The sequence below is a fragment of the Paraburkholderia sediminicola genome (assembly GCF_046026895.1).
GTDB lineage: Bacteria > Pseudomonadota > Gammaproteobacteria > Burkholderiales > Burkholderiaceae > Paraburkholderia > Paraburkholderia sediminicola_C.
Genome location: NZ_JAQQEU010000020.1, coordinates 1 through 22,848 on the forward strand (window position 1 = coordinate 1; position 22,848 = coordinate 22,848).

The window sequence follows — 22,848 nt, forward strand, 5'->3', positions numbered from 1 at the left end:
AAAATCGACACCGCGCAACGCCTATCCCGCCGAATCGGTCACGTTCCCGAAATCGGCGGTCACGTTCGCCGAAATATGCAGCAAGACTAAATCCGAGATATGCCCACTCCCTTATAATTACCAAGTCGCAGGGAAACACCCTGCGATCAGGTTTGACAGCCTGCACACTAAACCCGCACGCCTGCTCAGGCAGGCCGTGCGTCTGCTTCTGCACGTCCATTTTCTATGGGCGGGCCGTAGCGGGAGAGCCGCAAGGCTCGCTGGTTTGGTTTAGTGCCAGTCTGTCAATCCCGCTATCGTGCCCGCTCACCCCTCCCCCAAAAGGCAGCGTGTGCGGGCGACCCCAAGAACCAACAGGGAGATCGCACCATGCCCAGGTCCGTCAAAAATCAACCGGCTTCGCGTCCGCCAGTCGACGCACTCCAGTACGAAAAGCTTGCCCTTTCCGCGTTCGATTTATGCGACCGGCAGGTGGGTCAACTGGACACCTTGATCACACTCGCATCCTCAATAGTTAGAAATCCTGCCATTACGCGCGACGAAAGAAAACGCCGCCAAACGCTGCTCGAATTGCTATTGGACACAACCGAGCAGTATCAGCAGGAACTCGAATGCGACCGCGAGTTGTTCCAGGTGATTGCCCTCGACGCGAAGGGCGTGCCACGTAGTTGCCTCACCGCAGAACACGCAACGAACTTGCTGGCTGAAGCCTCGCAGAGAGCAAAAGCGCCCATCGAAGAAGCCAACGCGTCGCCCCGCAAAAAGCCATCCGCGAAAAGCGCGCTCACGTTGACCTCGACTGCCGTGCAGCAACCGGCCACTGCCCCGCACTAAGCGATCCAACCAGGCACCCCCCAACACGCAACCGCCAGCACAAAAACAAAATGGCCGCAGCAAAATCTGCGGCCATCGAGTCGCGATTCGAGAGGCTTAAAGCAGTGCGCCAGCAATCACGAACGCACGCACCGCCACCACCCAGCCCTCACACAATATTCATCGCCAACGCACTCTCCCGATAATGCTGGCTAGCCTTATCGCTATCGCCAAGCTGCTCATGCAACCGCGCCAACGCACGATGCGAGCGAATCCTCAGCGTCTCGTTATCCGCCAGCTTCAACGCCCGCTCAAGGAACGACTGCGCCTTCCCCCACAACTGCTGATGCAGGCACAACCGCCCCAACGCAAACATCAAATCCGCATCTTCCGGCCGATCCTTCTGCCACCCCTCAGCCTTCTGAATCAGCGGCAACGCATCCCCCGCCGTCGTATCAGGATAACGCCGCAACAACCGCGCATCCCAATTCTGCGCCAGCGCTTCCTCGACGATCTTGCGCGCTTCCTGCGGCCGATTCAGCGCCACCAGCAATTCAGCCGCGAGATCGGCAAGACGCGGCGAATGACGCTCGGTCGCCGACAGCGAACTCCACAACTCCAGCAACGCATCCGCGTTATGACGCCGGTCGCGCAACAGGTTCTCCGCCGCCAGTTGACGCAGACGCACCGCCACCGCCGGATGAATCGCCTCGCGCTTTTCCAGCGTCTTGACGAGCTTAAGCACTTCGGCCCAGTTCTTCAATTGCTGCTGCGCGCGCAACATGATCTGCTGCGCGTGAATGCGCCGCGCGCCCTGCGACTGCATTTCGGTCAGCGCGGTCAAGGCGCCGTCCGCGTCGCGGCCGTCGGCGCGCATGTCGGCGGTGGCCATCAGGCGCGCATCCTGCCAGTCGGCTTCGTCGATCTTCGCGAGCCATTCGTCGCGCCGCGCATATTCATGCATCCGATGCGCGGCGGTGGCCGCGATCAAACCGGCCGCGCCCTTGTTGTCGCCGTTCGCGAGCGCATCCTTCGCGGCTTTCTCGGCGCGCGAAAAACGTCCCGCGTACAGGTTGCCGATCGCGTCACGCAGCGCGGCGTGCGCCTTCGCGACACGCGAGCGCGCACGGTACGCGGCCACGCGCTGCGGCATGCGCCAGATATTGCGGACGATGCGCAACAGCGCATACAGCAGGATGAACAGCACCACCAGCCCGACCACGAACAGATTCAACGAAATGTCCACGCGGTACGGCGGATAGATCAGCAGCACCTGCCCGGTGTCGAAGCGCCCCGCCACCGCCAGCACCACCGCGATGGCGAACAGAAACGCCAGCCAAAGAAGTCCCCGGATCGCCATGATTAACCCCGGCTCCGGTATTGATTGACGGCTTGCAGGCTCGTGTCCAGATTCGGCAATTCGACCGCGGCCGAACCGGCATCCACCTGCTTGATCAGATCGAGCACGGTCTGCGTCTGTTTCGACGAGCTGTCGAAGTAGCGCGCGAGTGCGTTTTGCGCGGCCTGCAGGTCGGACTTCAGCGTGGTCTGGTTGCGCGAGAGCAGCGCGAGTCGCGCGGACAGCAAGCGCAGCTTGAGATTCTCACGCACGAAGTAGCCTTGATCGGGCGTGGTCAGCATCGCGTCGGCGTTATCGATTCGGCGCACCTGGACGAGGCTCGTCAACTGGTCGCCGATGCCGGTGGTCACTTCCTTCAACCACACTTCCCAGCGCGGCTTGCCGGTGGCCGCGGCCACCTTCTCGGTGTCGGCCCACGTGGCCGCGTGCGGTGTGGCGTGCGGGATCGGCGCTTCGCCGGAGAGCGGCAGGTCGTCGATGTGGTCGATCGCGTTGTCGAGCTTGATCGCGAGACCGGTGAGGTCGGTGGAAGGCGCGGCCTTCAGCTTGTCGATGTCCATCGCGATGGCTTTGCGCACGGCGACCGCCTGCGTGCTGTCCGACGCGGCGAGGCGCCTGTCCGCGCTTTGCAGCGCGAACAGCGCGAGTTGCGTGTTGCCGGTGAGCCGCAACTGCTGGCTCGCGGCCGACAGCATTTGCGCGACTTCGGCGAGCGTCCAGTCGTCGCGATTGCGCGCGAGGTCCGCGTATTGCTGTTCCAGCGCCTGCTGCGCGGCTTGCGTATCAGCCAGCTTGCCGGTCACCTGCGCGACCTGCGAATCCGCCTGATGCACGGCGGCAAGCGCCTGCTCGATCTTGATGCGCAGTTCGTTCGCCTGGGTGTCGTTGGCTTGCTGGCGTTGCGCGAGCTGCTGCTCGGTGCGCTCCAGCTTGCGGTTCAGCGCAAAGCCCGCCACGCCCACCGCGCAAGCGATGATCACCACCACGAACCACAACAACGGCATGCTCGCGTTGCGGCGCTTTTGCGCTTCGTATGGCGTGAAGGGTGGGTTCGGCGGCAACGGGGTGCTCCCGGCCGGCTGGGGAGAAGCGTTCTTGGATTCGTTCGTTTCAGTCATGCGTGATTTAGCCGGTGAATGAGCCGGGTTGGACGGTACCGGTTGAACTACGGGCTGAACGGCGGCAAGCAGCGCGCGGACAATGCGCTCGTCGCCCGCACCGGACACCGTAATCCTATCAAAACCCAATGCCCGCGCGGTTTGCGCAATTCGGGGATGCGGCGTGACGAGGGTCGCGCGTTTGAGCTGTACGATTTCGTCGGCGGTCAGGTGCTCCTGCGCGAGTTCGTGCAGGTTGCGCACGCCTTCGGAACTGGTCAGCAGCCACGCATGCGGCGCGCCCGCGAGCAACGCGTGCACGCGTGCCCAGCCGCCGATCGACGGTTCCGGCACGATGCGGCGGTAAGCGGCGACCGCTTCGACTTCGGCGCCCGCTTCGCGCAGGCGGTCGGCGAGCCATTCGCGGCCGCCGTCGCCGCGTACGATCAGCACGCGCTTGCCTTCGAGATTCGTCGCGCCTAGCGATGTCTCGATCGCGGCATAGAGGCCTTCGGAGTCGAAGCTCGTCGATTCGTCGTCGTTGGCCGAGGTGGGGCTGATTACTTGATGCGCCGGGGCGGCGACGCCGTGGCGTGCCAGCGCCTGCACGCTGCCCGGCCCAACCACGCCGACCGGCAACGCATGCGGCCAGATGCCGTCGCGGCGTGCGAACGCGTGATCGACGGCGTTCGGCGACACGAATACGACCAGCGCATAGCGTTCGAGCGAGGCGAGCGCCGCGCGCAAGGGGGCGTCGTCGGCGACGGGCGCGATGTCGATCAGCGGGAAGTCGAGCGTGGCGATGCCGGCGGCGGCGAGCTGCCTGATCAACTCGCTCGACTGACCGGCCGGTCGCGTAATCACGACCATGAACGCCGCGTTGTCGGCGGAGAAAGTAGCGTTGCCTGGGATGTCGGCTGCCATCACGCGCCGGTCGCCGCGCTGTCGTCGGGTGATGCGGCGGCGGGACCGCTGGCGGTGCTGAGCGCGCGCACGATGTCGAGCGCGCCTTGCTGTTCGAGCGCGCTCGCCACTTCCTGGCCGAGCGCAAGCGCACGTTCGACGGTCGGCGCGGGCGCCGAGGCCTGCGCACTCAACACGCGCTGACCATCCGGCGTAGCGACGATGCCGCGCAGATGCAGCGCGCCGTCATGCCAGCTCGCGTACGCAGCGAGCGGCACTTCGCAACTGCCGCCCAGCGCGCGCGACACCATGCGCTCCGCTTCGACAGCCGCCGCCGTGTGTTCGTGATGCAACGGCGCGAGCCACGCGGCCATGTCCGCGCGATCGGCGCGAATCTCGATGCCGAGCGCGCCCTGCCCCGCTGCGGGCAAGCTGTCCTCAGGATCGAGCAGCGCACGGATGCGCTCGCCCAAACCCAAACGCTTCAAACCAGCGGCAGCAAGAATGATCGCCGCGTAATCGCCGCGATCGAGTTTCGACAGACGCGTATCCAGATTGCCGCGCAATGGCCGCACTTCGAGATGCGGATAACGCATGCGCAGCATCGCCTCGCGGCGCAGGCTGGAGGTGCCGACCACCGCACCAGCGGGCAACGCAGCCAGCGAGTCGTATCCGTTGGACACCAGCGCATCGCGCGGATCTTCGCGCTCCATGATCGTGGACAACGCAAAGCCCTCGGGCAACTCCATCGGCACGTCTTTGAGCGAGTGCACCGCGAGATCGGCGCGGCCATCGGCCAATGCGGCTTCGAGTTCCTTGACGAACAAACCCTTACCACCGACTTTCGACAACGTGCGATCGAGAATTTGATCGCCGCGTGTCGTCATGCCGAGGATTTTTACGTCGCAAGATGGATATAATTTGTGCAGCGCACATCGCACATGCTCCGCTTGCCACATGGCGAGGCGGCTTTCTCTCGACGCAATCACAAGCGTGTGGGGTGGCGTTGAAAACGTCTCGGTGTTCATTAGCTTGCTGATCGAATGACGGGATGTAATAACAATCAATGTTAGCACGCGCCCTGGTGTCTTCCTTGCCTCTCAAGGCACAGCGGAGCGCCGTGCCGGTGCGGTATCGATGGAGGAGACGGGCTTCGCGCGGCGCGCGCCTGCCCCATCCCGCTCATGTTCACGCACGGTCGTTCGCGCACCGCGTCCCGGCATGCGGGATGATGCAATGCGGCGCAACCTGCGTCGCCTGCATGCGTACATGTCTTCGCGCGTGGCGCGTGGCGTGGGGTGTACTCAGCAAGTGCGCCTCGCGTGGTTCGCGCAGTTCGTGCGAACGCGTGGCCCCTTCTCCGGCGTATCGCCATCGGTCCAGACCGTTTCGTGCAGTTCACGTTGCAGTTCATAGTGCAGTTCCGCAGTAGCAGTTCATCACTTAACAGACCCTGGCTTCCCTGAGGAAACCCATCGTGACGTCTTCCGGATCGGCGCGCCCTGCCCGCCGCAACACTGCATCGCCCAACGCACGCGCGGCCGACGCCGCTGCGCCCAGGAATTCCGCCGCCACTGCTGCCGGGATCGGCAACGCAGCCCAGGCCGCGTCGACAGCCGGCCAACGCGTCGGCAAAACCGCGTTGGCCGCCAAAGCCCCCAAGGCCGCGAAGACCTCCACGCCGGTCAAGGCGAACAAAGCGCTGAAGACCGTCAAGGCGGATAAGGCAGACAAAGCGGACAAGCCGGCCAAGGCCGCCGCGTCCGCGAAGGTCAAAGCGGTCGCGACCAGCGCCGTCGCGGAACCTGCGAGCGCTCCGGCATTGCAAGCCGTGTCGGCCCACACGCCAATAGCCACGCCGAAAAGCAACGGCCGCACACGAGAGAACAAGGACCATCCGCTCTTCCAGGACATCCGTTACCTCGGCCGCCTGCTCGGCGACGTGCTGCGCGAGCAGGAAGGCGACGCGGTGTTCGACGTCGTCGAAACGATCCGGCAGACCGCCGTGCGCTTTCGCCGCGAGGACGACAGCGCCGCCGCGCAGACGCTCGACAAGAAGCTGCGTTCGCTGAGCCCGGACCAGACCGTCACCGTAGTGCGCGCGTTCAGCTACTTTTCGCACCTCGCGAATATCGCCGAAGACCGTCACCGCAATCGCCGTCACCGGATTCACGCGCTAGCCGGCTCGACTTCGCAACCGGGCAGCATCGCCCATGCGCTGGAGCGGCTCGTGGAAGCCGGCGCGGCCGCCACGCCGGTGTTGCAGCAGTTCTTCAACGACGCGCTGATCGTGCCGGTGCTGACCGCGCACCCGACCGAAGTGCAGCGCAAGAGCATTCTCGACGCGCAGCATGACGTCGCGCGGCTGCTCGCCGAACGCGACCAGCAATTGACCAATCGCGAACGCGCGCACAACGAAGCGATGCTGCGCGCGCGTGTCACGTCGCTGTGGCAAACGCGGATGCTGCGCGACTCGCGCCTGAGCGTCGCCGATGAAATCGAAAACGCGCTGTCGTACTACCGCACCACCTTCCTCGAGGAAATCCCGGCGCTCTATGCCGACATCGAAGAGGCGCTCAAGGAGCACGGCCTGGAAGCGCGCCTGCCGCCTTTCTTCCAGATGGGCAGCTGGATCGGCGGCGACCGCGACGGCAATCCGAACGTCACCGCCGAGACGCTCGAAAACGCGATCACGCGCCAGGCCACGGTGATCTTCGAACACTACATGGAGCAGGTGCACAAGCTCGGCGCGGAGTTGTCGGTGTCGAACCTGCTGGCCGGCGCGAGCGACGCGCTCAAGGAACTCGCGGCCGCGTCGCCCGACCAGTCGCCGCATCGCACCGACGAGCCGTACCGGCGCGCGCTGATCGGCATGTACACGCGGCTCGCCGCGAGCGCGCGCGTGCGTCTGGGCGAAGGCAGCGTGCCGGTGCGCAGCGCGGGCCGCGGCGCGGCGCCGGTGCGCGCGAAGCCCTACGACGACGCATCCGAGTTCGTGCGCGACCTGCACGTGCTGATCGATTCGCTCGCCGAGCATCACGGCGCGCCGCTCGCCGCACCGCGTCTGTCGCCGCTCGCACGCGCCGCCGAAGTGTTCGGCTTCCATCTCGCCAGCATCGACCTGCGGCAAAGCTCGGACATCCACGAAGCGGTGATCGCGGAACTGCTCAAGCGCGCGGGCGTCGAGGACGACTACGCGGCGCTCGCCGAAGAAGACAAGCTCAAGGTGCTCCTCGCCGAACTCGCGCAGCCGCGCCCGCTGCGTCTGCCGTACGCGGAGTACTCGGACCTCGTGAAGAGCGAACTCGGCGTGCTCGAAGAGGCACGCGTCACGCGCGAGAAGTTCGGTGCGCGCGCGGTGCGCAACTACATCATTTCGCACACGGAGACCGTCAGCGATCTGGTCGAAGTGATGCTGCTGCAAAAGGAAACCGGTCTGCTGCGCGGGCGTCTGGGCGACGTGAACGATCCGGCTCACGCAGGCCTGATGGTGATCCCGCTGTTCGAGACGATTCCCGACTTGCGCAACGCGCCGCACATCATGCGCGATCTGATCGCGCTGCCGGGCGTCGACGCGCTGATCGAACACCAGGGCAACGAGCAGGAAGTGATGCTCGGCTACTCGGACAGCAACAAGGACGGCGGTTTCCTCACGTCGAACTGGGAGCTGTATCGCGCCGAACTCGCGCTGGTGTCGCTGTTCAACGAGCGCGGCGTGACGCTGCGCCTGTTCCACGGACGCGGCGGCACCGTCGGCCGTGGCGGCGGCCCGACCTATCAGGCGATTCTGTCGCAGCCGCCGGGCACCGTCGACGGCCAGATCCGCCTGACCGAGCAAGGCGAAGTGATCGCCAGCAAGTTCGGCAATCCCGACATCGGCCGGCGCAATCTGGAGACGGTGGTGGCCGCGACGCTCGAAGCGTCGCTGCTGCCGCACGGCAATGCGCCCGATCAACTGCCGGTGTTCGAAGAGACGATGCAGCAGTTGTCCGACGCGGCGATGGCCTCGTATCGCGCGCTGGTCTACGAAACGCCGGGCTTCAAGGAGTACTTCTTCGAGTCGACGCCGATCGCGGAGATCGCCGAGCTGAACATCGGCAGCCGGCCGGCCTCGCGCAAATTGCAGGACCCGAAGCAGCGCAGGATCGAAGATCTGCGCGCGATTCCGTGGGGCTTCTCGTGGGGCCAATGCCGTTTGCTGCTGACCGGCTGGTACGGCTTCGGCGCCGCGGTGGCCGCGCATCTCGACAGCGCGCCGAGCGACGCCGAACGCGCGCGCCGTCTCGCGCTGCTGAAGAAAATGCACAAGACCTGGCCGTTCTTCTCGAACCTGCTGTCGAACATGGACATGGTGCTGGCGAAGACCGATCTCGCGGTCGCGTCGCGCTACGCGGCGCTGGTGTCGGACAAGAAGCTGCGCAAGCACGTGTTCGAACGGATCGTCGCGGAGTGGGAGCGCACGTCGAAGGTGTTGTCGGAGATCACCGGCAAGAGCGAACGGCTCGCGGAGAATCCGCTGCTCGCGCGCTCGATCAAGAACCGGTTCCCGTATCTCGATCCGTTGAATCACCTGCAGGTGGAACTGCTCAAGCGTCACCGCGCAGGCGACAGCAATGCGCGTGTGCGGCGCGGGATTCATTTGAGCATCAACGGGATTGCGGCGGGGCTGCGCAATACGGGTTAAGTGATGGGCTGAGTTCGCGCGCTACGGCGTGAACGACGCGCGAAGTCAGTGTCGGAGTCAATGCGACTCACAGCGGCGGGATGTCGGTTTCGGCATCCCGCCGTTCTCTTTGTGGCGTGCTCAGTGCGCGTCGATCATCAGCGCGTCGAGCTTGAACGAGCCGTCTTCCTGCACGTCGAAATAGTGCCGCACTTCATCCGGCGCATGGTCCCACAGCGAGCGGATCGCGACCACGCGCGGTTCCGGCGTGCGCATGCGCGCCACCCACGAACTGAACTCGATGTCGATGCGCCAACGTTCGCGAATCGACGCCTGGAAACCCGCCGCGGCGAACAACGCGACCCATTCGTCGGCGCAGTAGTCGCGGATATGCGAGCCATCGCGCAACAACTCGATCGCCTGAATATGCGTGTCGAGCAACGGATGATCGATGCCCGCGATATCGACGAACAACACCTTGCCGCCCGGCTTCAGCACGCGCCGCACTTCGGCGAGCGCGAGCGGCACGTCGTGCCAGTGGTGCGCGCTCATCCGGCTGATCACCCACTCGAACGAATCGTCGGCGAACGGCAGCGTTTCAGCCGCGCCCTGCTGCGTGCGGATGTTGGCGAGGCCGCGTTCGCGCGCCGCGCCGTCGACCGTCGCCAGCATCTGCGGCGCGATGTCGTAGGCGATCACCTCTTGCGCGTGCGGCGCGACCGCGAAACTGGCGTGGCCCGCGCCGCAGCCCATGTCGAGCACCGTCGCGTCCGGCGTCGCCGCGATCGAATCGGCCAGCATCCGCAGATCGGCGCCGGTTGCATGGGTCTGGCTCGTCAAGTACGCGGCGGCGGTCGAGCCGAAGGCGTCGGCGACCTGATCGTGATGCTTCATGGGGTGGCTCCGGTTAGTGATTAGGGGTAGCGCTGGAAGGCGTCGTGTTGTTCAAGCCGCTACTGCCGCTACAATAGGGCCCGTCGTGTACCAGTACAAGTTAAGCAATTATTCTGGTATGTCTATTACCACCCCACGCTCGACCCGATCAGAATGACCACCCCGTCTTCCGCCGATAACCCGCCGCCACTCGACGCCACCCCTGCTCGCGCGCTCGGCGACTTCATCCGCGCGCACCGCGAACGGCTCTTGCCGCAAGCGGTCGGCCTGCCGCCCGGGCCGCGCCGCCGTACGCCCGGCTTGCGGCGCGAGGAAGTCGCGCAGCTGTGCGGCGTGAGCCCGACCTGGTACACGTGGATCGAGCAGGGCCGGCCGGTCTCCGCGTCCGCCGACGCACTGGCGCGAATCGCGGTCGCGCTGCAACTGTCGCGCGCCGAGCGGGCCTATCTGTTCGAGCTGGCCGCGCAACGCGATCCGGCCGAGCCCGATCCGGCCGCCGCCGACGCCCCCGCCACGCTGCTGGAAACGGTGCAGTTGGTGAGCGCGCCGGCCTATGTGCTCGATCGGCAGTGGAATGCGCTCGCGTGGAACGAGCGCGCGGCCGATCTGTTCGTCGGCTGGCTGGACGGCGCGCATGATCGCAATCTGCTGCGCTACACGTTCACCGAACCGGCTGCGCGCGCGCTGATCGTCGACTGGGAAACGCGGGCGCGGCGCCTCGCCGCCGAATTCCGCGCCGACTCGATCCGCCATCTGAGTGACGCGCCCACCCGCGCGCTGATCGATTCGCTGACGGCCGCGAGCGACGCGTTCGCGCGCTTCTGGGCGTCGCAGGACGTCGGCGGCCGCGAGGGCGGTCGGCGCGAGTTCAATCATCCGCGCGACGGCCGCGTCGTCTACGACCAGATCACCTTCAAGCCCGCGCATCGCGAAGATCTGAAGCTGGTCGTGCTGGTGCGTGAGTAGCGGCCTCGCCGGCGCCGTCTTGAACGCAGGCCGCCAGTGTTAAAATCTCTGTCTTTCTGCGCTTCGGCGGCAGCTTTGCACGGTACTCGACGTGCATGACGCGCCGTCAGCCTCCTCACCGCTCGCTCAACTGCCGCTTAACTGCCCAACACCATGACGTCCCAACTGCACAAAAAAGGCGAAGCCTGGTCGGCTCGCTTCTCGGAGCCGATGTCCGAGCTCGTCAAACGCTACACGTCGTCGGTTTTCTTCGACAAGCGTCTGGCGCTCGTCGACATCGAAGGGTCGCTCGCGCACGCCTCGATGCTGGCCGCGCAGAAGATCATCGCCGCCGACGACCTCGCCGCGATCCAACGCGGCATGGCGCAGATCAAGGGTGAAATCGAGCGAGGCGAGTTCGAGTGGCAACTCGATCTGGAAGACGTCCACCTGAACATCGAAGCGCGCCTGACCGCGCTGATCGGCGACGCCGGCAAGCGTCTGCACACCGGCCGCTCGCGCAACGACCAGGTCGCGACCGACATCCGTCTGTGGCTGCGCGGCGAGATCGACCGGATCGGCGGCCTGCTCACGGACCTGCGCACCGCGCTGCTCGACATGGCGGAAAAGAACGCGTCGACCATCATGCCGGGCTTCACGCATCTGCAAGTCGCGCAGCCGGTCACGTTCGGCCATCACCTGCTCGCCTACGTCGAAATGTTCTCGCGCGACGCCGAGCGCATGGTCGATTGCCGCAAGCGCGTGAATCGTCTGCCGTTGGGCGCCGCGGCGCTCGCCGGCACCAGCTATCCGATTAACCGTCTCGCGGTGGCGCAGACGCTCGGCTTCGACGGCATCTGCGCGAACTCGCTGGATGCAGTCTCCGACCGTGACTTCGCGATCGAATTCGCGGCCGCGGCGGCGCTCGTGATGACGCACGTGTCGCGCTTCTCCGAAGAGCTCGTGCTGTGGATGAGCCCGCGCGTCGGCTTCATCGATCTGGCCGACCGCTTCTGCACCGGTTCGTCGATCATGCCGCAAAAGAAGAACCCGGACGTGCCCGAACTCGCACGCGGCAAGACCGGTCGTGTGAACGGCCATCTGATCGCGCTGCTGACGCTGATGAAGGGCCAGCCGCTCGCGTACAACAAAGACAATCAGGAAGACAAGGAACCGCTGTTCGATACCGTCGACACCGTCGCCGATACGCTGCGCATCTTCGCTGAGATGGTCGCCGGCATTTCGGTGAAGCCGCAGGCGATGCGCGATGCAGCGCTGCAAGGCTTCTCGACCGCCACAGATCTGGCCGACTACCTGGTCAAGCGCGGCCTGCCGTTCCGCGACGCGCATGAAGCGGTCGCGCTCGCTGTGCGCATCTGCGCGGACCGCGGCTGCGATCTGGCGGACCTGACGCTGGAAGAAATGCGCAGCGAGCTGCCGAACGTCGCGCATCTGATCGGCGAGGACGTTTTCTCGTATCTGACGCTCGAAGGTTCGGTGGCAAGCCGCAACCATCCGGGCGGCACGGCGCCGGAGCAGGTACTCGCGGCGGTGAAGGCGGCGCGTGCGGCGCTGAAGTAACCGAAGTCGCAAGCGCGGCAATAGCAGTAAAAGCAGCACGTGGCGCCGCAGTAGTGAGCGCCCGCTCACAGCCTGCATTGCACAAACCAAAGGAAGGCGGACTCGTCAGCGAGTTCGCCTTTTTCATTGGCGGACCCGGACGGCGTGCGCACGCAACGCGCACAAAAGAAAGCCCGCGCGAAGCGGGCTAAACAAAGACTTCCACCGATGCCTCTCGAAAGAGGCAATCCAAGTGTAGGCGTGTTTGTGCCGCCGACCAATCCGCTTATATTTCCGGCTATTACAACCGCGCGCGGCGCCGCATAGCGGGCGAACGCCAATTGCATCCTTGCGTTTTTTGGCTACCATCAAAGTAAGCTCTCTCCGTGCTTCTCGCCCTCATGCCCACCCATACGCGCCACCTTCTCCGCCTGTCCGGACGCTTCTCCGCGCGCGTCAGCGCAGAGTCGTCGTGCACGCTTCGCGCGCTGCTAAGCGCGGCATTAGCCGTCGCGGTGACCGGCTGCACGATCACGCTGCCGCCGCATGAGCCCGTCGTGAGCACGCCAGTGGCCGCCGTCAACAGCGCGACGCTCGACCAGTATCGCGACGCGGTCGCGAAGCGCATCGTCGAACGCAATCCTTCCTACGTGTTGCGCGGCACACCGCAGGCAATGCTGCGCTCGCTGGTGGTGGTGTCGTTCACGGTCGATCGTAATGGGCACGTGGTGCAGTCGTCGGTCTATCGCACCAATGGCGACGACGAGGCCGAAAGCACCGCACTCGCCACGCTGCGCCGCGCCGCGCCGCTGCCGCTGCCGCCCGGCAAACTGCTCAATGGCCGTGGCCAGCTCGAACTATTCGAAGACTGGCTGTTCAACGACGACGGCAAATTCCAGTTGCGCGAACTAGCGTCGCCGCAAGCGCAAACGATCGACTGAAGACGCCTCGTCGCTTAACGGTGACTGCACGGCGTGCGTCGCCGAGGCCTCGCAACGACCTCGCCGCCCGCCACCATCGTTACGCCGCCATTGCTGCCCAATAGCCGCGCTCGCTATAATTTTCCGATTCCCCGCGCCGGAGCCTTCCGGCATGGCTCACGCTGCCCGCATACCCGTCGGCGCGGCGCGACGCCGATTTCAGCGCCGCCGCGCCATCCGCGAGCGCCGCCCGCTTGATGCGCGATGCCTCACGCCCGACGGCTCATGCCCAACGGCCGGCGTGGCGGCCCATACCGGCCACCATGTTCTCCGCGCGCATCACGCAACCCGCCAGGCGACTCGCCCGGTAACCCGCGTTCGGCAATCCGCCGGCATGGCCGCGTTCGCGCGCGAATCACGCCGGCTGCCGTTGTAAGCTGTTGCACCGCCGCGCGCCACGCGTGGCTGTACATCAGCCCGCCAGCGGCGCCGAGCGTAGGAATGTAAACAAAGATGCCGCCACGGCATGCGCGACCGACCTCAACGCACGGCGCCCGGCGGCCTTACGACACACGGAGACCCTGCATGTCCACATCGCCGATTTCCTCGGCTCAGCCCAATACGAGCGGGCAAAACAGCAGCGCGCGGATCATCTTCGCGAGCTTCATCGGCACCGCGATCGAGTTCTACGATTTCTACGTCTACGCGACCGCCGCGGCACTCGTCATCGGACCGGTGTTTTTCCCGCATAGCTCGGCCACGGCTCAGGCCTTGTCGGCGTTCGTCACGTTCGGCATCGCGTTCGTCGCGCGGCCGATCGGCTCATTCCTGTTCGGCCACTTCGGCGACCGGATCGGCCGTAAATCGACGCTGGTCGCTTCGCTGCTGGTGATGGGCCTGTCGACCACGCTGATCGGCTTCGTGCCGGGCTACGACTCGATCGGCAGCCTCGCGCCGATCCTGTTGTGCGTGCTGCGCTTCGGCCAGGGCATCGGCCTTGGCGGCGAATGGGGCGGCGCGGCACTGCTCGCCACCGAAAACGCGCCGGCCGGCAAGCGTGGCTGGTTCGGCATGTTCCCGCAACTCGGGCCGTCGATCGGCTTTCTCGCGTCCAACGGGCTGTTCTTCGCGCTGGCCCTGTCGTTGAGCGACGAGCAGTTCCGCAGCTGGGGCTGGCGCGTGCCGTTCATCGTCAGCGCGGTGCTGGTCGTGCTCGGCTTGTACGTGCGTCTGAAAATCGCCGAGACGCCGGCGTTCCAGGCCGCCATCGAGCGCAAGGAACGCGTCAGGGTGCCGATCGCCACGCTGCTGTCGCAACACTGGCTGCCCACCCTGCTCGGCGCGCTCGCGATGGTGGTCTGCTACACGCTGTTCTACAACGCGACCACGTTCTCGCTGTCGTATGGCGTATCCGTGCTGCACATTCCGCGGCAGACGTTCCTCGGATTGCTGTGCGTGGCGGTGGTGTTCATGGCGCTAGCCACGCCGCTGTCGGCGCGCGCGAGCGACCGTTTTGGACGCAAGCCGGTGCTGATCGTCGGCATCGTCGCGGCGATCCTGTCGGGCTTCACGATGGCGCCGCTGCTCGGCAGCGGAGAAACGCCGCTGGTGCTGCTGTTCCTCGTGATCCAGCTGTTCCTGATGGGCGTGACCTTCGCGCCGATGGGCGCGCTGTTGCCGGAGCTGTTTCCGACCAACGTGCGTTACACCGGCGCGGGCGTGTCGTATAACCTCGGCGGGATCCTCGGCGCATCGGTCGCGCCGTATATCGCGCAGGTGCTCGCCGCGCACGGCGGGCTGCCGTGGGTGGGCGCTTATGTGTCGGTGGCCGCGGCGGTGAGCCTGTTCGGCGTGCTGTGCATGCGCGAAACGCGTGACGCGCGCTTGATGTGACGATGCGAGCCGCGGCCGCGCTATGACGAGGCGACGCGGCAATGCATTGAATGCGTGGTGACCTGCGGCGGTGAGCGTTGCCGCTGGTCATCAGCGCTGAACGTTGCCCCTTGCTCCAGACCCGATGCCTGCCGGCGCATTCATCGCGCGTCGTGGCGGCATCGGCGGGACGCCTCCTTGCATGCTGCCTGTCCAGCGTGCCTACGTTAATCCCCTGGTATTGCGCGCCTTTTTGACTTGCCTATACTCGATTTCAATAACCCAAGGCAAGCAGGGAGGCTCGGGTGAGCGTTCATCTTCATAACGCGGACATCGTGATGATCATCACGCTGGCGCTGCTGGGCGCCTTGCTGCTGGCGCTGCGCTTTCGTCCGGCGAGCTGGAAGGGCATCGTGCTGGAAGCGCTGGCTGCGAACGCGGCTGCCATTGCCGCGATAGTCGCGTTCGAGATGCTGATGGCCTGAACGGCTTCAGCGGGGTCTTAGCGGTAGTAATAGCCGCCGTGGTGATAGTAGCCGCCGCCGTAGTAGCCAGGCGCCGGAGCGACGATGCAGCCGCCGAGTGCGGTGGCGAGGAGCGTGCCGGCGGCGAGAGTCAGAATCAAGCGTTTCATATTGTTCTCCATCGAGTCAGATTCATTCGAGCCAAACCCCGAATGACCCGATTGAACACGACAAGCCGTCGGACGAACGTTGCTATTTGTAAGGGAAGATCACCACGGTGTTACATCGCCTGTGGCTGAAAATCGCCGGCTAGAATGCCTTTGGGCGATGCATTCACGCCGGCCGCAAACACCGCCTATACTTGGTTTGAACGCGCCCATGCCGCGCATCGCTTGCTGGCGCGGTGTACACGGCTCGGGCGCCGCGCGTGAGTAACGGCCTCGAGCGGTGCCGAAGCCGTGATTCGTATGAAGACGGCGCGTGAATGTAACCGCGCGCTCAACGAAAAGCGACAGATTTAACAGGCGTGTAATGCGCGCTGCGAACCTCGCGCCAGTGCTTCGCGGGGTTATCGGCGCGGCGCCGAACGGCGCGATCAGGCATTTGCGTTCGTGCCTGTGGGATGAGAACCGTTGAATCCGACGGCCATCTACGGCCGTTGGCTTCGACCGCTCTTCGCAACAAACGATTTCCTCTCCGCCCGCTGTTCCCCGACACGGGCGCTTTCGGAGGCGTTACGTGGCAGCGCCCATCTGATCGGGCGATCTACGCGTCACGCCTCTTTTCTTTTTGAGCAAACGATTGCGCGACAGCGCGAAAAGCAGCGTTCAGCCGACCGCCGAGCACTGCTGCACGGCGGAATTCAGCGGCTCGGTGTGCACGTAGTTGATCGCCGCGAGCGTGGCACTGATCGGCGGCACCGACCGGCCGTCGCCGACCGAGATCGAACGGTACGGCGATTCGACGCCGCAATGCGACGGCGACGTCGCCACGAAGATCATCACGGTGCGCTTCTGCAACGCGTGGGCAAGATGGACGAAGCCGGTATCGGTGCCGACCACCAGCGAGCAAGCGTCGATCATCTGTGCGATCTCGGTCACGTTCATCTGCGGCAGCACGACCGAGTTGGGCACCTGCGCGGCGATCTGCTCCGCCTCGGCGCGCTCGCCGGCGGAGCCCCACGGCAAGACCACGCGAAAGCCCCGCCCGGCCAGCTCGCGACCCACCGCTGCCCAATGAGTCAGCGGCCACTTCTTGTCGTCTTTGGAGGTGGCGTGAAAGAAGGCCGCGACCGGCGCGCTCCCGGACTCGAACGGCCCGCGCACCGGTTCGGGCAGGCGCAGGTTGTAAATGGGCGGCCCTTCGACCTCGTAGCCCAGCGCCTCGCCTGCGCTGATCCGCATGCCGTGCCACGCATTGCCTTGCGGACGCGGGCCGAACCGTCCGGTGTACGCGAATGCGGCGCCGCGTTCTCCCAAGTCCTGGGACTGGTAGCCGATGCGCCGCGACGAGCGCGCGAGGAACGCGATGATCGCGCTCTTGTAGACGCCGTGAATGTCGATAATGAAGTCGTAGCGATACGCCCGCAATTCGGCGACGGACGCCCAGATCGCCTTCAGATCGCCCCAGCGGCGTGCCTTCTTGAAGCGCCGCAGCGGCGCGCACAGCACGCGGTCGACGCTTTCGCTCCAATGCACCAGTTCGGCGAATGCCTCGTCGGCCGCCCAATCGACCTGCACGCCCGGAAACGCGCGCTTGATATCGGCGACCACCGGCAGCGCCTGCACGATGTCGCCGAGCGAAGTGACCTTGACAATTAGGACTCGCTTCATTAATGACCTGCCAGTTGTTCGAAGATCACGCAATTTTAGCCGAAGATCGTAACTTTCCCGGTTGGATCGGGCAGCGCGCGCAGCGTCATCTCAATACGGCGCGTTACATGCGGCGGCTGATCCTTGCCGATTATGCGGCATTTCAAAATGCCTTCACAGCAGCCAGGCGGTGCGGCGCGCCTTTATACTTCACCCTTTGCGCCAACACACACGCCTATGTCCCGCCCCTTCTCCCTGGGTGCTTCCGCTATCATGCGTCGCGCGAGACGCCTTTGGCGGCAGTACGGCATCTTCTGGCTCGGCGCGATCGCGGTCGGCCTGGTCGCGGTGCTGTATGCGCGCTTGATCGACTGGGGCTACGCCGAGTTCCGCACGCTGCAGCACCGGTTCATATGGGCGCCGCTGTTCCTCACGCCCGCGATCGCGGCGCTCGCCGTGTGGCTCACGCGCACCTTCTTTCGCGGCGCCGAGGGCAGCGGCATTCCGCAGGTGATCGCCACGCTCCATTCGAAACCGGGCGAATACGGTGCGCGGCTGCTGTCGTTCCGGATCCTGTTCGGCAAGATCGCGGTGTCGTTTCTGGGGATTCTGGGCGGCTTCACCATCGGCCGCGAAGGACCGACCGTGCAGGTCGGCGCGGCGCTGATGTTCAATCTGCGCAGGCTCTATCCACGCTCGAACGCACTGATCGAACGGCAGCTCGTGCTGGCCGGCGCGGCCGCCGGCTTGTCCGCCGCGTTCAATACGCCGCTCGCCGGGATCGTGTTCGCGATCGAAGAACTGACGCGCAGCTTCGAGGCGCGCGCGAGCGGCGTGCTGATCACCGCGATCATCATCGCGGGCGTGGTCGCGCTCGGGCTGAACGGCAACTACACCTACTTCGGCACGATCCAGATCGGCGTGCACTTTCCCGACCTGCTCGCGCTCGCGGTGCTGCTCACGGCAGTCGTCACCGGTGTCGCGGGCGGCGTGTTCGGCTGGCTGCTGCTGAATACCGCGCGCTGGATTCCGGCGCCGCTGCGTCAACTGCATGGCGAGCGGCCGGTCGTGTTCGCCGCGTTATGCGGTTTCACGATCGCGGTGGTCGGGCTGATTTCGGGCGGCACGACGTTCGGCAGCGGCTATGCGGAAGCACGCGGACTGCTCGACGGACATGAACAGCTGTCGATGTTCTATCCGTTCCTGAAGATGATCGCGATGGTCGGCTCATACCTGCCCGGCATTCCGGGCGGCATCTTTGCGCCGTCGCTGTCGATCGGCGCGGGCTTCGGCAATCTGCTCCACATGGTGTTCGATTCGATGCAATTGCCGATGCTGATCGCGCTCGCGATGGTCGGCTATCTGGCCGCTGTCACGCAGTCGCCGATCACGTCGTTCGTGATCGTGATGGAGATGATCGACGGCCATGCGCTGGTGATTTCGCTGATGGCCACCGCGTTGATCTCGAGCCGCGTGTCGCGCTTCTTCGCGCCGCCGCTGTATGAGTCGCTGGCGCAGCGGTATATGGCGCCGCTGCCGAAACCGGCGCCCGCGCCGGTGCCCGAAGTGCCTGAAGTCGAGGCCCCTGAAGTGTCCGACGTCGAGGCGTCGGAAACGGCGGCGCCACACGTCGACGGCGAAACGCGCGCTGATGACGACGCCGACGCGCCGCGTCAGTAGACGACCACGCGCGGCACGTGCACATACATCGGCCGCGCCGGCACGACGACGCAGCCGGCCAGCATGACGGCGAGCGCGGCGAGCAGAAGCAGATTCTTTTTCATCGACGAGTTTCCTGGAATACATCGGTAAGCGCTGCGCCGCGCGAACGGGCGCACGCGTGAGGCCTGTGTTGGAGAACCGGTCGCGGCGATGGCAACGGCGACGCGCGGGCGTCGGGCGCATCGTGTCACGCGCCGCCGCCATCTGTCGCGGTTACGCCCAGTGGCCCTGGACCCAGTGGTAGTTCGGGCCATGCGAGACCCAGTGACCCGGGACCCAGTGATAGCCGACGCGCTCGGCCTGCCAGTGACCCGCAGCCCACACGTAGCGGCCGTGATCCCAACGCCAGTGACCGTGGTCCCATACATAGCCGACGCGCGGCGCGGGCACCGCTTCGTAACGCACGGGCGGCGGCGCGGACGGTGCGATCACGATCACTTCGGCGGCCGACGCGGATGCCGCAGCGGCGACGCCGGCTGCGATCAATACGGTGTTGGCAAGTAGCAAGCGAAAGTTCTTGTTCATGATGCCCTCCCTCGTTGAACACCGAATACGGCGTTATCCGTTTAATGCGCGAGGGCCGCTAGCGGCTGACTGCGGGCGTGTTACGGCGCAGGCTGAAGTGCAACGGATTATTTCGACGAAAGGCCGGAACGTGCGCGAAGGCGCGTGAGACCGCACACGAACGCAACGCAGTGGAACGAGGCCGCGAGTCGATGCAGAGAAAACCACGGGGAATAGAACTACGGAGACACCGCGCCTGGGGTCACGCGGCAAAGACAATAGCCTCGGCGCTCGCGCACCCCACGGCGTCGCGTCATTCGAACGCAACGCCGCGCGGCGCACTGCACATCAACATCAACATCAACTGAAACCAACCGCAAAACCGGACTGCGCCTGAACGATCAAGCCTGCGGTATTTCGATCTTGACCTCGAGCACTTCGAGGTCGTCCTGACGCTCGAGACTCACGCGTATATCGTCATCGGAAATCTTCACGTACTTCGAAATCACGGCTACCAGTTCGCGTTGCAACGCAGGCAGATAATCGGCGGGCGCGTGGCCGCCGGCGCGCTCGTGCGCGATGATCAACTGCAGGCGTTCCTTCGCTACCGACGCGGACTTCTTCTTCTCGCCCAGCAAAAACGAAAGAATCGACATTACGTGCGCTCCCCTTACTTGGTGCCGAAGAGGCGCTGCAGCAGCCCGGGCTTCTGGTAGTCGGTAAAGCGAAGCGACTTCTGCTCGCCGAGGAAACGCGACACGACATCCTTATAGGCTTCGGCCACGTCGGTGCCGTCCAGATGCACGGCGGGCAGACCCTGGTTCGACGCGTGCAGCACCGCTTCCGATTCCGGAATCACGCCGATCAGATCGATGCGCAGAATTTCCTGGATGTCGGTGAGCGACAGCATTTCGCCTTCGCTGACGCGCTTCGGGTTGTAGCGGGTGATCAGCAGGTGCTCCTTGATCGGCTCCTTGCTTTCGATCGCGCGCTTGGTCTTCGACGAGAGGATGCCGAGAATGCGGTCCGAGTCGCGCACCGACGACACTTCCGGGTTGGTCACGATCAGCGCTTCGTCGGCGAAGTGCATCGCGAGCAGCGCGCCCGACTCGATGCCGGCCGGCGAATCGCAGACGATGTATTCGAAGTCCATTGCGATCAGATCGTTGATGACCTTCTCGACGCCTTCCATCGTCAGCGCGTCTTTATCGCGCGTCTGCGACGCCGGGAGGATAAAGAGGTTCTCGCACTTCTTGTCCTTGATCAGCGCCTGGTTCAGATTGGCTTCGCCCTGGATCACGTTGATCAGGTCGTACACCACCCGGCGCTCGCAGCCCATGATGAGGTCGAGGTTACGCAGGCCGACGTCGAAGTCGATCACGGCGGTCTTGCTGCCACGCAGTGCGAGGGCCGATGCAAAACTCGCGCTCGTGGTCGTCTTGCCCACGCCACCCTTGCCCGAAGTCACCACAATGATTTTTGCCATTACCCTTACCTTGTGTTCGTCAAATTCATCAATTATGTGCGGCCATATTTGCCGTGAAACGCCGCGCGCCAGATTTGTTCAGCGCAGCTTCCGTTTCCTGGCGCTCAGGTGAGCCGCAGCGGTTCGATCATCAGCTTTTCTTCTTCGAGCCAGATCTGCACCGGCTTGCCGAGCACGTCGGACGGCAGCGGGTTCTCCGTCGTTCGATAGATGCCCGCGATCGAGATCAGTTCCGGTTCGAGACACGTGCAGAAAATACGCGCGTCGTGATTGCCCTGCACGCCGGCCAGTGCCCGGCCGCGCAACGGCGCGTAAATATGAATGTTGCCTTCCGCGATCACTTCCGCGCCGTAGCTCACGAGGCCGAGCACGACCAGATCGCCCTTCGCGTAGATGCGCTGGCCGGAGCGCAGCGGCTTGTCGACCACCATCGTTTGCGACGAGGTGGCGAGCCGCACGGGCTCGGCGGCGGGAGCGGGCTCGACTGCGGCGGCCGTGGCCGGTGTGCCGGCGACTGCGGGTGGTGCGGCGGCTGCCGTGGCCGCGTTCGGGCCGTTGACGGCTTGCGCGTCGGCAGTGGCGCTGTCCTCATCGGTCGGCTTCGAAGCAGCGCCGCGACGATCGCGCGCTTCGAGCAGCGGCAACGCCGATTCAGCCGCCCACGTCTGCTGCGCGTTGGCGACCACGCCGACCGGCCGCATGCGCACGCTGTCGAGCAGTTGCGCAATGTCGCCAAGCGGCACGCGCTCGTTCGCGGCGAGGCGGCGCACGTCGATCGCGACGACGTCGTTAGCGAAGAATTCGGGGGTCGCCTCGAAGCGCCGCGTGAGCTCGGCACGCATGGCGTCCAGGTCGGTTGTCTTGACCACGAACAGCAGCGTATCGACAGCGCCGCTGCGCAGTTCGAAAAAGGGCGATTTCTTGGGCGACATAGCGTTCGGCAAAAAATTTTGCGTATTTTACAGGCGTCCACGCGCGCGGCGAGCTTTTTTGCCGGAACAGTGAGCCACCTCGATTGCGGCGCGGCAGGCGCGCGCCATGAAGGCCACGCAGCCGCCGATGACCGTGCTCGATCGCTCGAGCAAGATCGTGGGACAGACGCGCAGGGGAATCGAGCGGCACGCTGTTGCGCCGCTCGCGAGATCACTGGTGGGACACCTGGGACGTGCCCGGCACATGGCGCACCAGCAGACTTTCGATCTGCTCGGGCGCACGTGCTACGCGGCGATGCTCGCCGGTCTGATTGAAACCGAGCGCCTCGTAAAAGCGCATCGCATTGCGATTGGCGTCGGCGACCCACGCGTAGATTTCCGTGGCGCCTTCGCCCGCGAGCCAGCTGCCGGCGGTGTCGACCAGCAGTTCGCCGCCGCGCAGATGACGCACGGCCGGCGCCACCCACAACTCGCAGACGAACGCGCGGCGCGCCGGGGTGTCGTCGAAGTGCGCTTCGATCAGGCCGGCTGGATGGCCTTCGGTGTACAGGATGAAGGTGCTGATGGAAACCGACACCGCGCGCTCCGCGGCGGTGGCGTCGAAACTGGCGACATCCGCCGACAATGCGTCCTCGAGTGTCGCGCCGAAGGCATAGGGCGCCTCCCGCAACGACGCAGTACGGAGTTCGCGAAAAACGGCGCCCTGGTCAGCGGCGATACGGCGAACGGTCAATGACGGACTCATGCAGACGAAAACCCCTTGAAACCCTAAGACGTAGCTTTAACCGAACCGGCGCGCGAGTCAAATCATTATTGACACGATTGGACCGCCGCACAAAAACGGATAGACGACACGCACAACCGGACGGCAGGTCTCTCGCCCCGCCGCGAGCTTCGCCAAG

20 protein-coding genes are annotated in these 22,848 nt (G+C 65.0%); 9 read left to right on the forward strand and 11 right to left on the reverse strand.

Annotated features, from left to right (window positions below; translation table 11 throughout):
* Both PQR02_RS16205 and PQR02_RS16210 read left to right on the forward strand, forming a co-directional pair.
* Window positions 1-274: hypothetical protein (locus PQR02_RS16205; RefSeq protein WP_408232560.1), on the forward strand; the 274-nt coding region annotated here is incomplete at its 5' end.
* Between the two features lie 95 nt (window positions 275-369).
* Window positions 370-834 carry a hypothetical protein gene (locus PQR02_RS16210; protein WP_408232828.1) on the forward strand — a complete coding sequence of 155 codons (465 nt, stop codon included), beginning with the start codon at window positions 370-372 and terminating at the stop codon, window positions 832-834.
* A gap of 148 nt (window positions 835-982) precedes the next feature.
* Here PQR02_RS16210 and PQR02_RS16215 read toward each other — a convergent pair whose 3' ends face one another.
* From PQR02_RS16215 to hemC, 3 genes are read right to left on the reverse strand one after another with little or no spacing between them, the layout of a single operon-like run.
* Entirely contained in the window at window positions 983-2,173 is a 1,191-nt protein-coding gene (locus tag PQR02_RS16215) for a heme biosynthesis protein HemY (RefSeq protein WP_408232563.1), read from the reverse strand.
* A 2-nt stretch (window positions 2,174-2,175) separates the two neighbouring features.
* Window positions 2,176-4,194 carry a fused uroporphyrinogen-III synthase HemD/membrane protein HemX gene (gene hemDX, locus PQR02_RS16220; RefSeq protein ID WP_408232566.1) on the reverse strand — a complete coding sequence of 673 codons (2,019 nt, stop codon included), beginning with the start codon at window positions 4,192-4,194 and terminating at the stop codon, window positions 2,176-2,178.
* A complete protein-coding gene (gene hemC / locus PQR02_RS16225; RefSeq protein WP_408232569.1) occupies window positions 4,194-5,201 on the reverse strand; it encodes a hydroxymethylbilane synthase in 1,008 nt (335 codons plus the stop codon). Before hemC ends, hemDX begins: the two co-directional genes overlap by 1 nt.
* A 449-nt stretch (window positions 5,202-5,650) precedes the next feature.
* Between hemC and ppc the strand changes: the two genes are divergently transcribed.
* Window positions 5,651-8,857: a phosphoenolpyruvate carboxylase gene (gene ppc / locus PQR02_RS16230; RefSeq protein WP_408232572.1), complete on the forward strand. Its 3,207-nt coding sequence runs from the start codon at window positions 5,651-5,653 to the stop codon at window positions 8,855-8,857.
* Window positions 8,858-8,977: 120 nt separating this feature from the next.
* On the opposite strand, the gene PQR02_RS16235 is transcribed toward ppc, so the two are convergent.
* The gene (locus PQR02_RS16235; RefSeq protein WP_408232575.1) at window positions 8,978-9,730 is read right to left on the reverse strand and encodes a class I SAM-dependent methyltransferase; all 753 of its coding nucleotides are present in this window, start codon (window positions 9,728-9,730) and stop codon (window positions 8,978-8,980) included.
* 153 nt (window positions 9,731-9,883) lie between these two features.
* On the opposite strand from PQR02_RS16235, the gene PQR02_RS16240 reads away from it, so the two are divergent.
* From PQR02_RS16240 to PQR02_RS16260, 5 genes are all read left to right on the forward strand, one after another.
* Window positions 9,884-10,696: a helix-turn-helix transcriptional regulator gene (locus PQR02_RS16240; RefSeq protein ID WP_408232578.1), complete on the forward strand. Its 813-nt coding sequence runs from the start codon at window positions 9,884-9,886 to the stop codon at window positions 10,694-10,696.
* A 153-nt stretch (window positions 10,697-10,849) separates the two neighbouring features.
* Entirely contained in the window at window positions 10,850-12,256 is a 1,407-nt protein-coding gene (gene argH, locus PQR02_RS16245) for an argininosuccinate lyase (RefSeq protein ID WP_408232581.1), read from the forward strand.
* A 380-nt stretch (window positions 12,257-12,636) separates the two neighbouring features.
* A complete protein-coding gene (locus tag PQR02_RS16250) occupies window positions 12,637-13,176 on the forward strand; it encodes an energy transducer TonB family protein (protein ID WP_408232831.1) in 540 nt (179 codons plus the stop codon).
* Window positions 13,177-13,740: 564 nt separating this feature from the next.
* On the forward strand, window positions 13,741-15,048 hold the full coding sequence (locus PQR02_RS16255; RefSeq protein WP_408232584.1) for an MFS transporter: 1,308 nt from the start codon (window positions 13,741-13,743) through the stop codon (window positions 15,046-15,048).
* Window positions 15,049-15,332: 284 nt separating this feature from the next.
* On the forward strand, window positions 15,333-15,512 hold the full coding sequence (locus PQR02_RS16260) for a hypothetical protein (RefSeq protein WP_408232587.1): 180 nt from the start codon (window positions 15,333-15,335) through the stop codon (window positions 15,510-15,512).
* A gap of 17 nt (window positions 15,513-15,529) precedes the next feature.
* Here the strand turns inward: PQR02_RS16260 and PQR02_RS16265 are convergent, their stop codons facing one another.
* Window positions 15,530-15,661: a hypothetical protein gene (locus PQR02_RS16265; protein ID WP_277873534.1), complete on the reverse strand. Its 132-nt coding sequence runs from the start codon at window positions 15,659-15,661 to the stop codon at window positions 15,530-15,532.
* Between the two features lie 657 nt (window positions 15,662-16,318).
* Window positions 16,319-17,323 (reverse strand): lipopolysaccharide heptosyltransferase I, encoded by a 1,005-nt coding sequence (gene waaC, locus PQR02_RS16270; RefSeq protein ID WP_408232590.1) that lies wholly within the window; start codon window positions 17,321-17,323, stop codon window positions 16,319-16,321.
* Between the two features lie 252 nt (window positions 17,324-17,575).
* Here waaC and PQR02_RS16275 point away from each other — a divergent pair, with 252 nt between their 5' ends.
* Window positions 17,576-18,982, forward strand: coding sequence for a chloride channel protein (locus PQR02_RS16275; RefSeq protein WP_408232593.1), 1,407 nt, complete (start codon window positions 17,576-17,578; stop codon window positions 18,980-18,982).
* A 255-nt stretch (window positions 18,983-19,237) separates the two neighbouring features.
* Here the strand turns inward: PQR02_RS16275 and PQR02_RS16280 are convergent, their stop codons facing one another.
* The 5 genes from PQR02_RS16280 to PQR02_RS16300 all read right to left on the reverse strand — a co-directional run bounded on the left by PQR02_RS16280 (window position 19,238) and on the right by PQR02_RS16300 (window position 22,691).
* A complete protein-coding gene (locus tag PQR02_RS16280; protein WP_408232596.1) occupies window positions 19,238-19,549 on the reverse strand; it encodes a hypothetical protein in 312 nt (103 codons plus the stop codon).
* A 380-nt stretch (window positions 19,550-19,929) separates the two neighbouring features.
* Window positions 19,930-20,184 (reverse strand): cell division topological specificity factor MinE, encoded by a 255-nt coding sequence (gene minE, locus PQR02_RS16285; protein ID WP_008922443.1) that lies wholly within the window; start codon window positions 20,182-20,184, stop codon window positions 19,930-19,932.
* A gap of 14 nt (window positions 20,185-20,198) precedes the next feature.
* Window positions 20,199-21,014: a septum site-determining protein MinD gene (gene minD / locus PQR02_RS16290; RefSeq protein WP_027799748.1), complete on the reverse strand. Its 816-nt coding sequence runs from the start codon at window positions 21,012-21,014 to the stop codon at window positions 20,199-20,201.
* 104 nt (window positions 21,015-21,118) lie between these two features.
* Complete coding sequence (gene minC / locus PQR02_RS16295) at window positions 21,119-21,946, reverse strand: septum site-determining protein MinC (RefSeq protein WP_408232599.1); 828 nt, start codon at window positions 21,944-21,946, stop codon at window positions 21,119-21,121.
* Window positions 21,947-22,157: 211 nt separating this feature from the next.
* Complete coding sequence (locus PQR02_RS16300) at window positions 22,158-22,691, reverse strand: GNAT family N-acetyltransferase (RefSeq protein ID WP_408232602.1); 534 nt, start codon at window positions 22,689-22,691, stop codon at window positions 22,158-22,160.
* Window positions 22,692-22,848: the final 157 nt, after the last annotated feature.

What these genes read in the sequence shown, in the direction of transcription:
- PQR02_RS16210 (WP_408232828.1), top strand. Translation starts at nt 370, where the DNA reads ATGCCCAGGTCCGTCAAAAATCAACCGGCTTCGCGTCCGCCAGTCGAC.
- PQR02_RS16215 (WP_408232563.1), bottom strand. Translation starts at nt 2,173, where the DNA reads ATGGCGATCCGGGGACTTCTTTGGCTGGCGTTTCTGTTCGCCATCGCG.
- hemDX (WP_408232566.1), bottom strand. Translation starts at nt 4,194, where the DNA reads ATGGCAGCCGACATCCCAGGCAACGCTACTTTCTCCGCCGACAACGCG.
- hemC (WP_408232569.1), bottom strand. Translation starts at nt 5,201, where the DNA reads ATGAACACCGAGACGTTTTCAACGCCACCCCACACGCTTGTGATTGCG.
- PQR02_RS16235 (WP_408232575.1), bottom strand. Translation starts at nt 9,730, where the DNA reads ATGAAGCATCACGATCAGGTCGCCGACGCCTTCGGCTCGACCGCCGCC.
- PQR02_RS16240 (WP_408232578.1), top strand. Translation starts at nt 9,884, where the DNA reads ATGACCACCCCGTCTTCCGCCGATAACCCGCCGCCACTCGACGCCACC.
- argH (WP_408232581.1), top strand. Translation starts at nt 10,850, where the DNA reads ATGACGTCCCAACTGCACAAAAAAGGCGAAGCCTGGTCGGCTCGCTTC.
- PQR02_RS16250 (WP_408232831.1), top strand. Translation starts at nt 12,637, where the DNA reads ATGCCCACCCATACGCGCCACCTTCTCCGCCTGTCCGGACGCTTCTCC.
- PQR02_RS16255 (WP_408232584.1), top strand. Translation starts at nt 13,741, where the DNA reads ATGTCCACATCGCCGATTTCCTCGGCTCAGCCCAATACGAGCGGGCAA.
- PQR02_RS16265 (WP_277873534.1), bottom strand. Translation starts at nt 15,661, where the DNA reads ATGAAACGCTTGATTCTGACTCTCGCCGCCGGCACGCTCCTCGCCACC.
- waaC (WP_408232590.1), bottom strand. Translation starts at nt 17,323, where the DNA reads ATGAAGCGAGTCCTAATTGTCAAGGTCACTTCGCTCGGCGACATCGTG.
- PQR02_RS16275 (WP_408232593.1), top strand. Translation starts at nt 17,576, where the DNA reads ATGCGTCGCGCGAGACGCCTTTGGCGGCAGTACGGCATCTTCTGGCTC.
- PQR02_RS16280 (WP_408232596.1), bottom strand. Translation starts at nt 19,549, where the DNA reads ATGAACAAGAACTTTCGCTTGCTACTTGCCAACACCGTATTGATCGCA.
- minE (WP_008922443.1), bottom strand. Translation starts at nt 20,184, where the DNA reads ATGTCGATTCTTTCGTTTTTGCTGGGCGAGAAGAAGAAGTCCGCGTCG.
- minD (WP_027799748.1), bottom strand. Translation starts at nt 21,014, where the DNA reads ATGGCAAAAATCATTGTGGTGACTTCGGGCAAGGGTGGCGTGGGCAAG.
- minC (WP_408232599.1), bottom strand. Translation starts at nt 21,946, where the DNA reads ATGTCGCCCAAGAAATCGCCCTTTTTCGAACTGCGCAGCGGCGCTGTC.
- PQR02_RS16300 (WP_408232602.1), bottom strand. Translation starts at nt 22,691, where the DNA reads ATGAGTCCGTCATTGACCGTTCGCCGTATCGCCGCTGACCAGGGCGCC.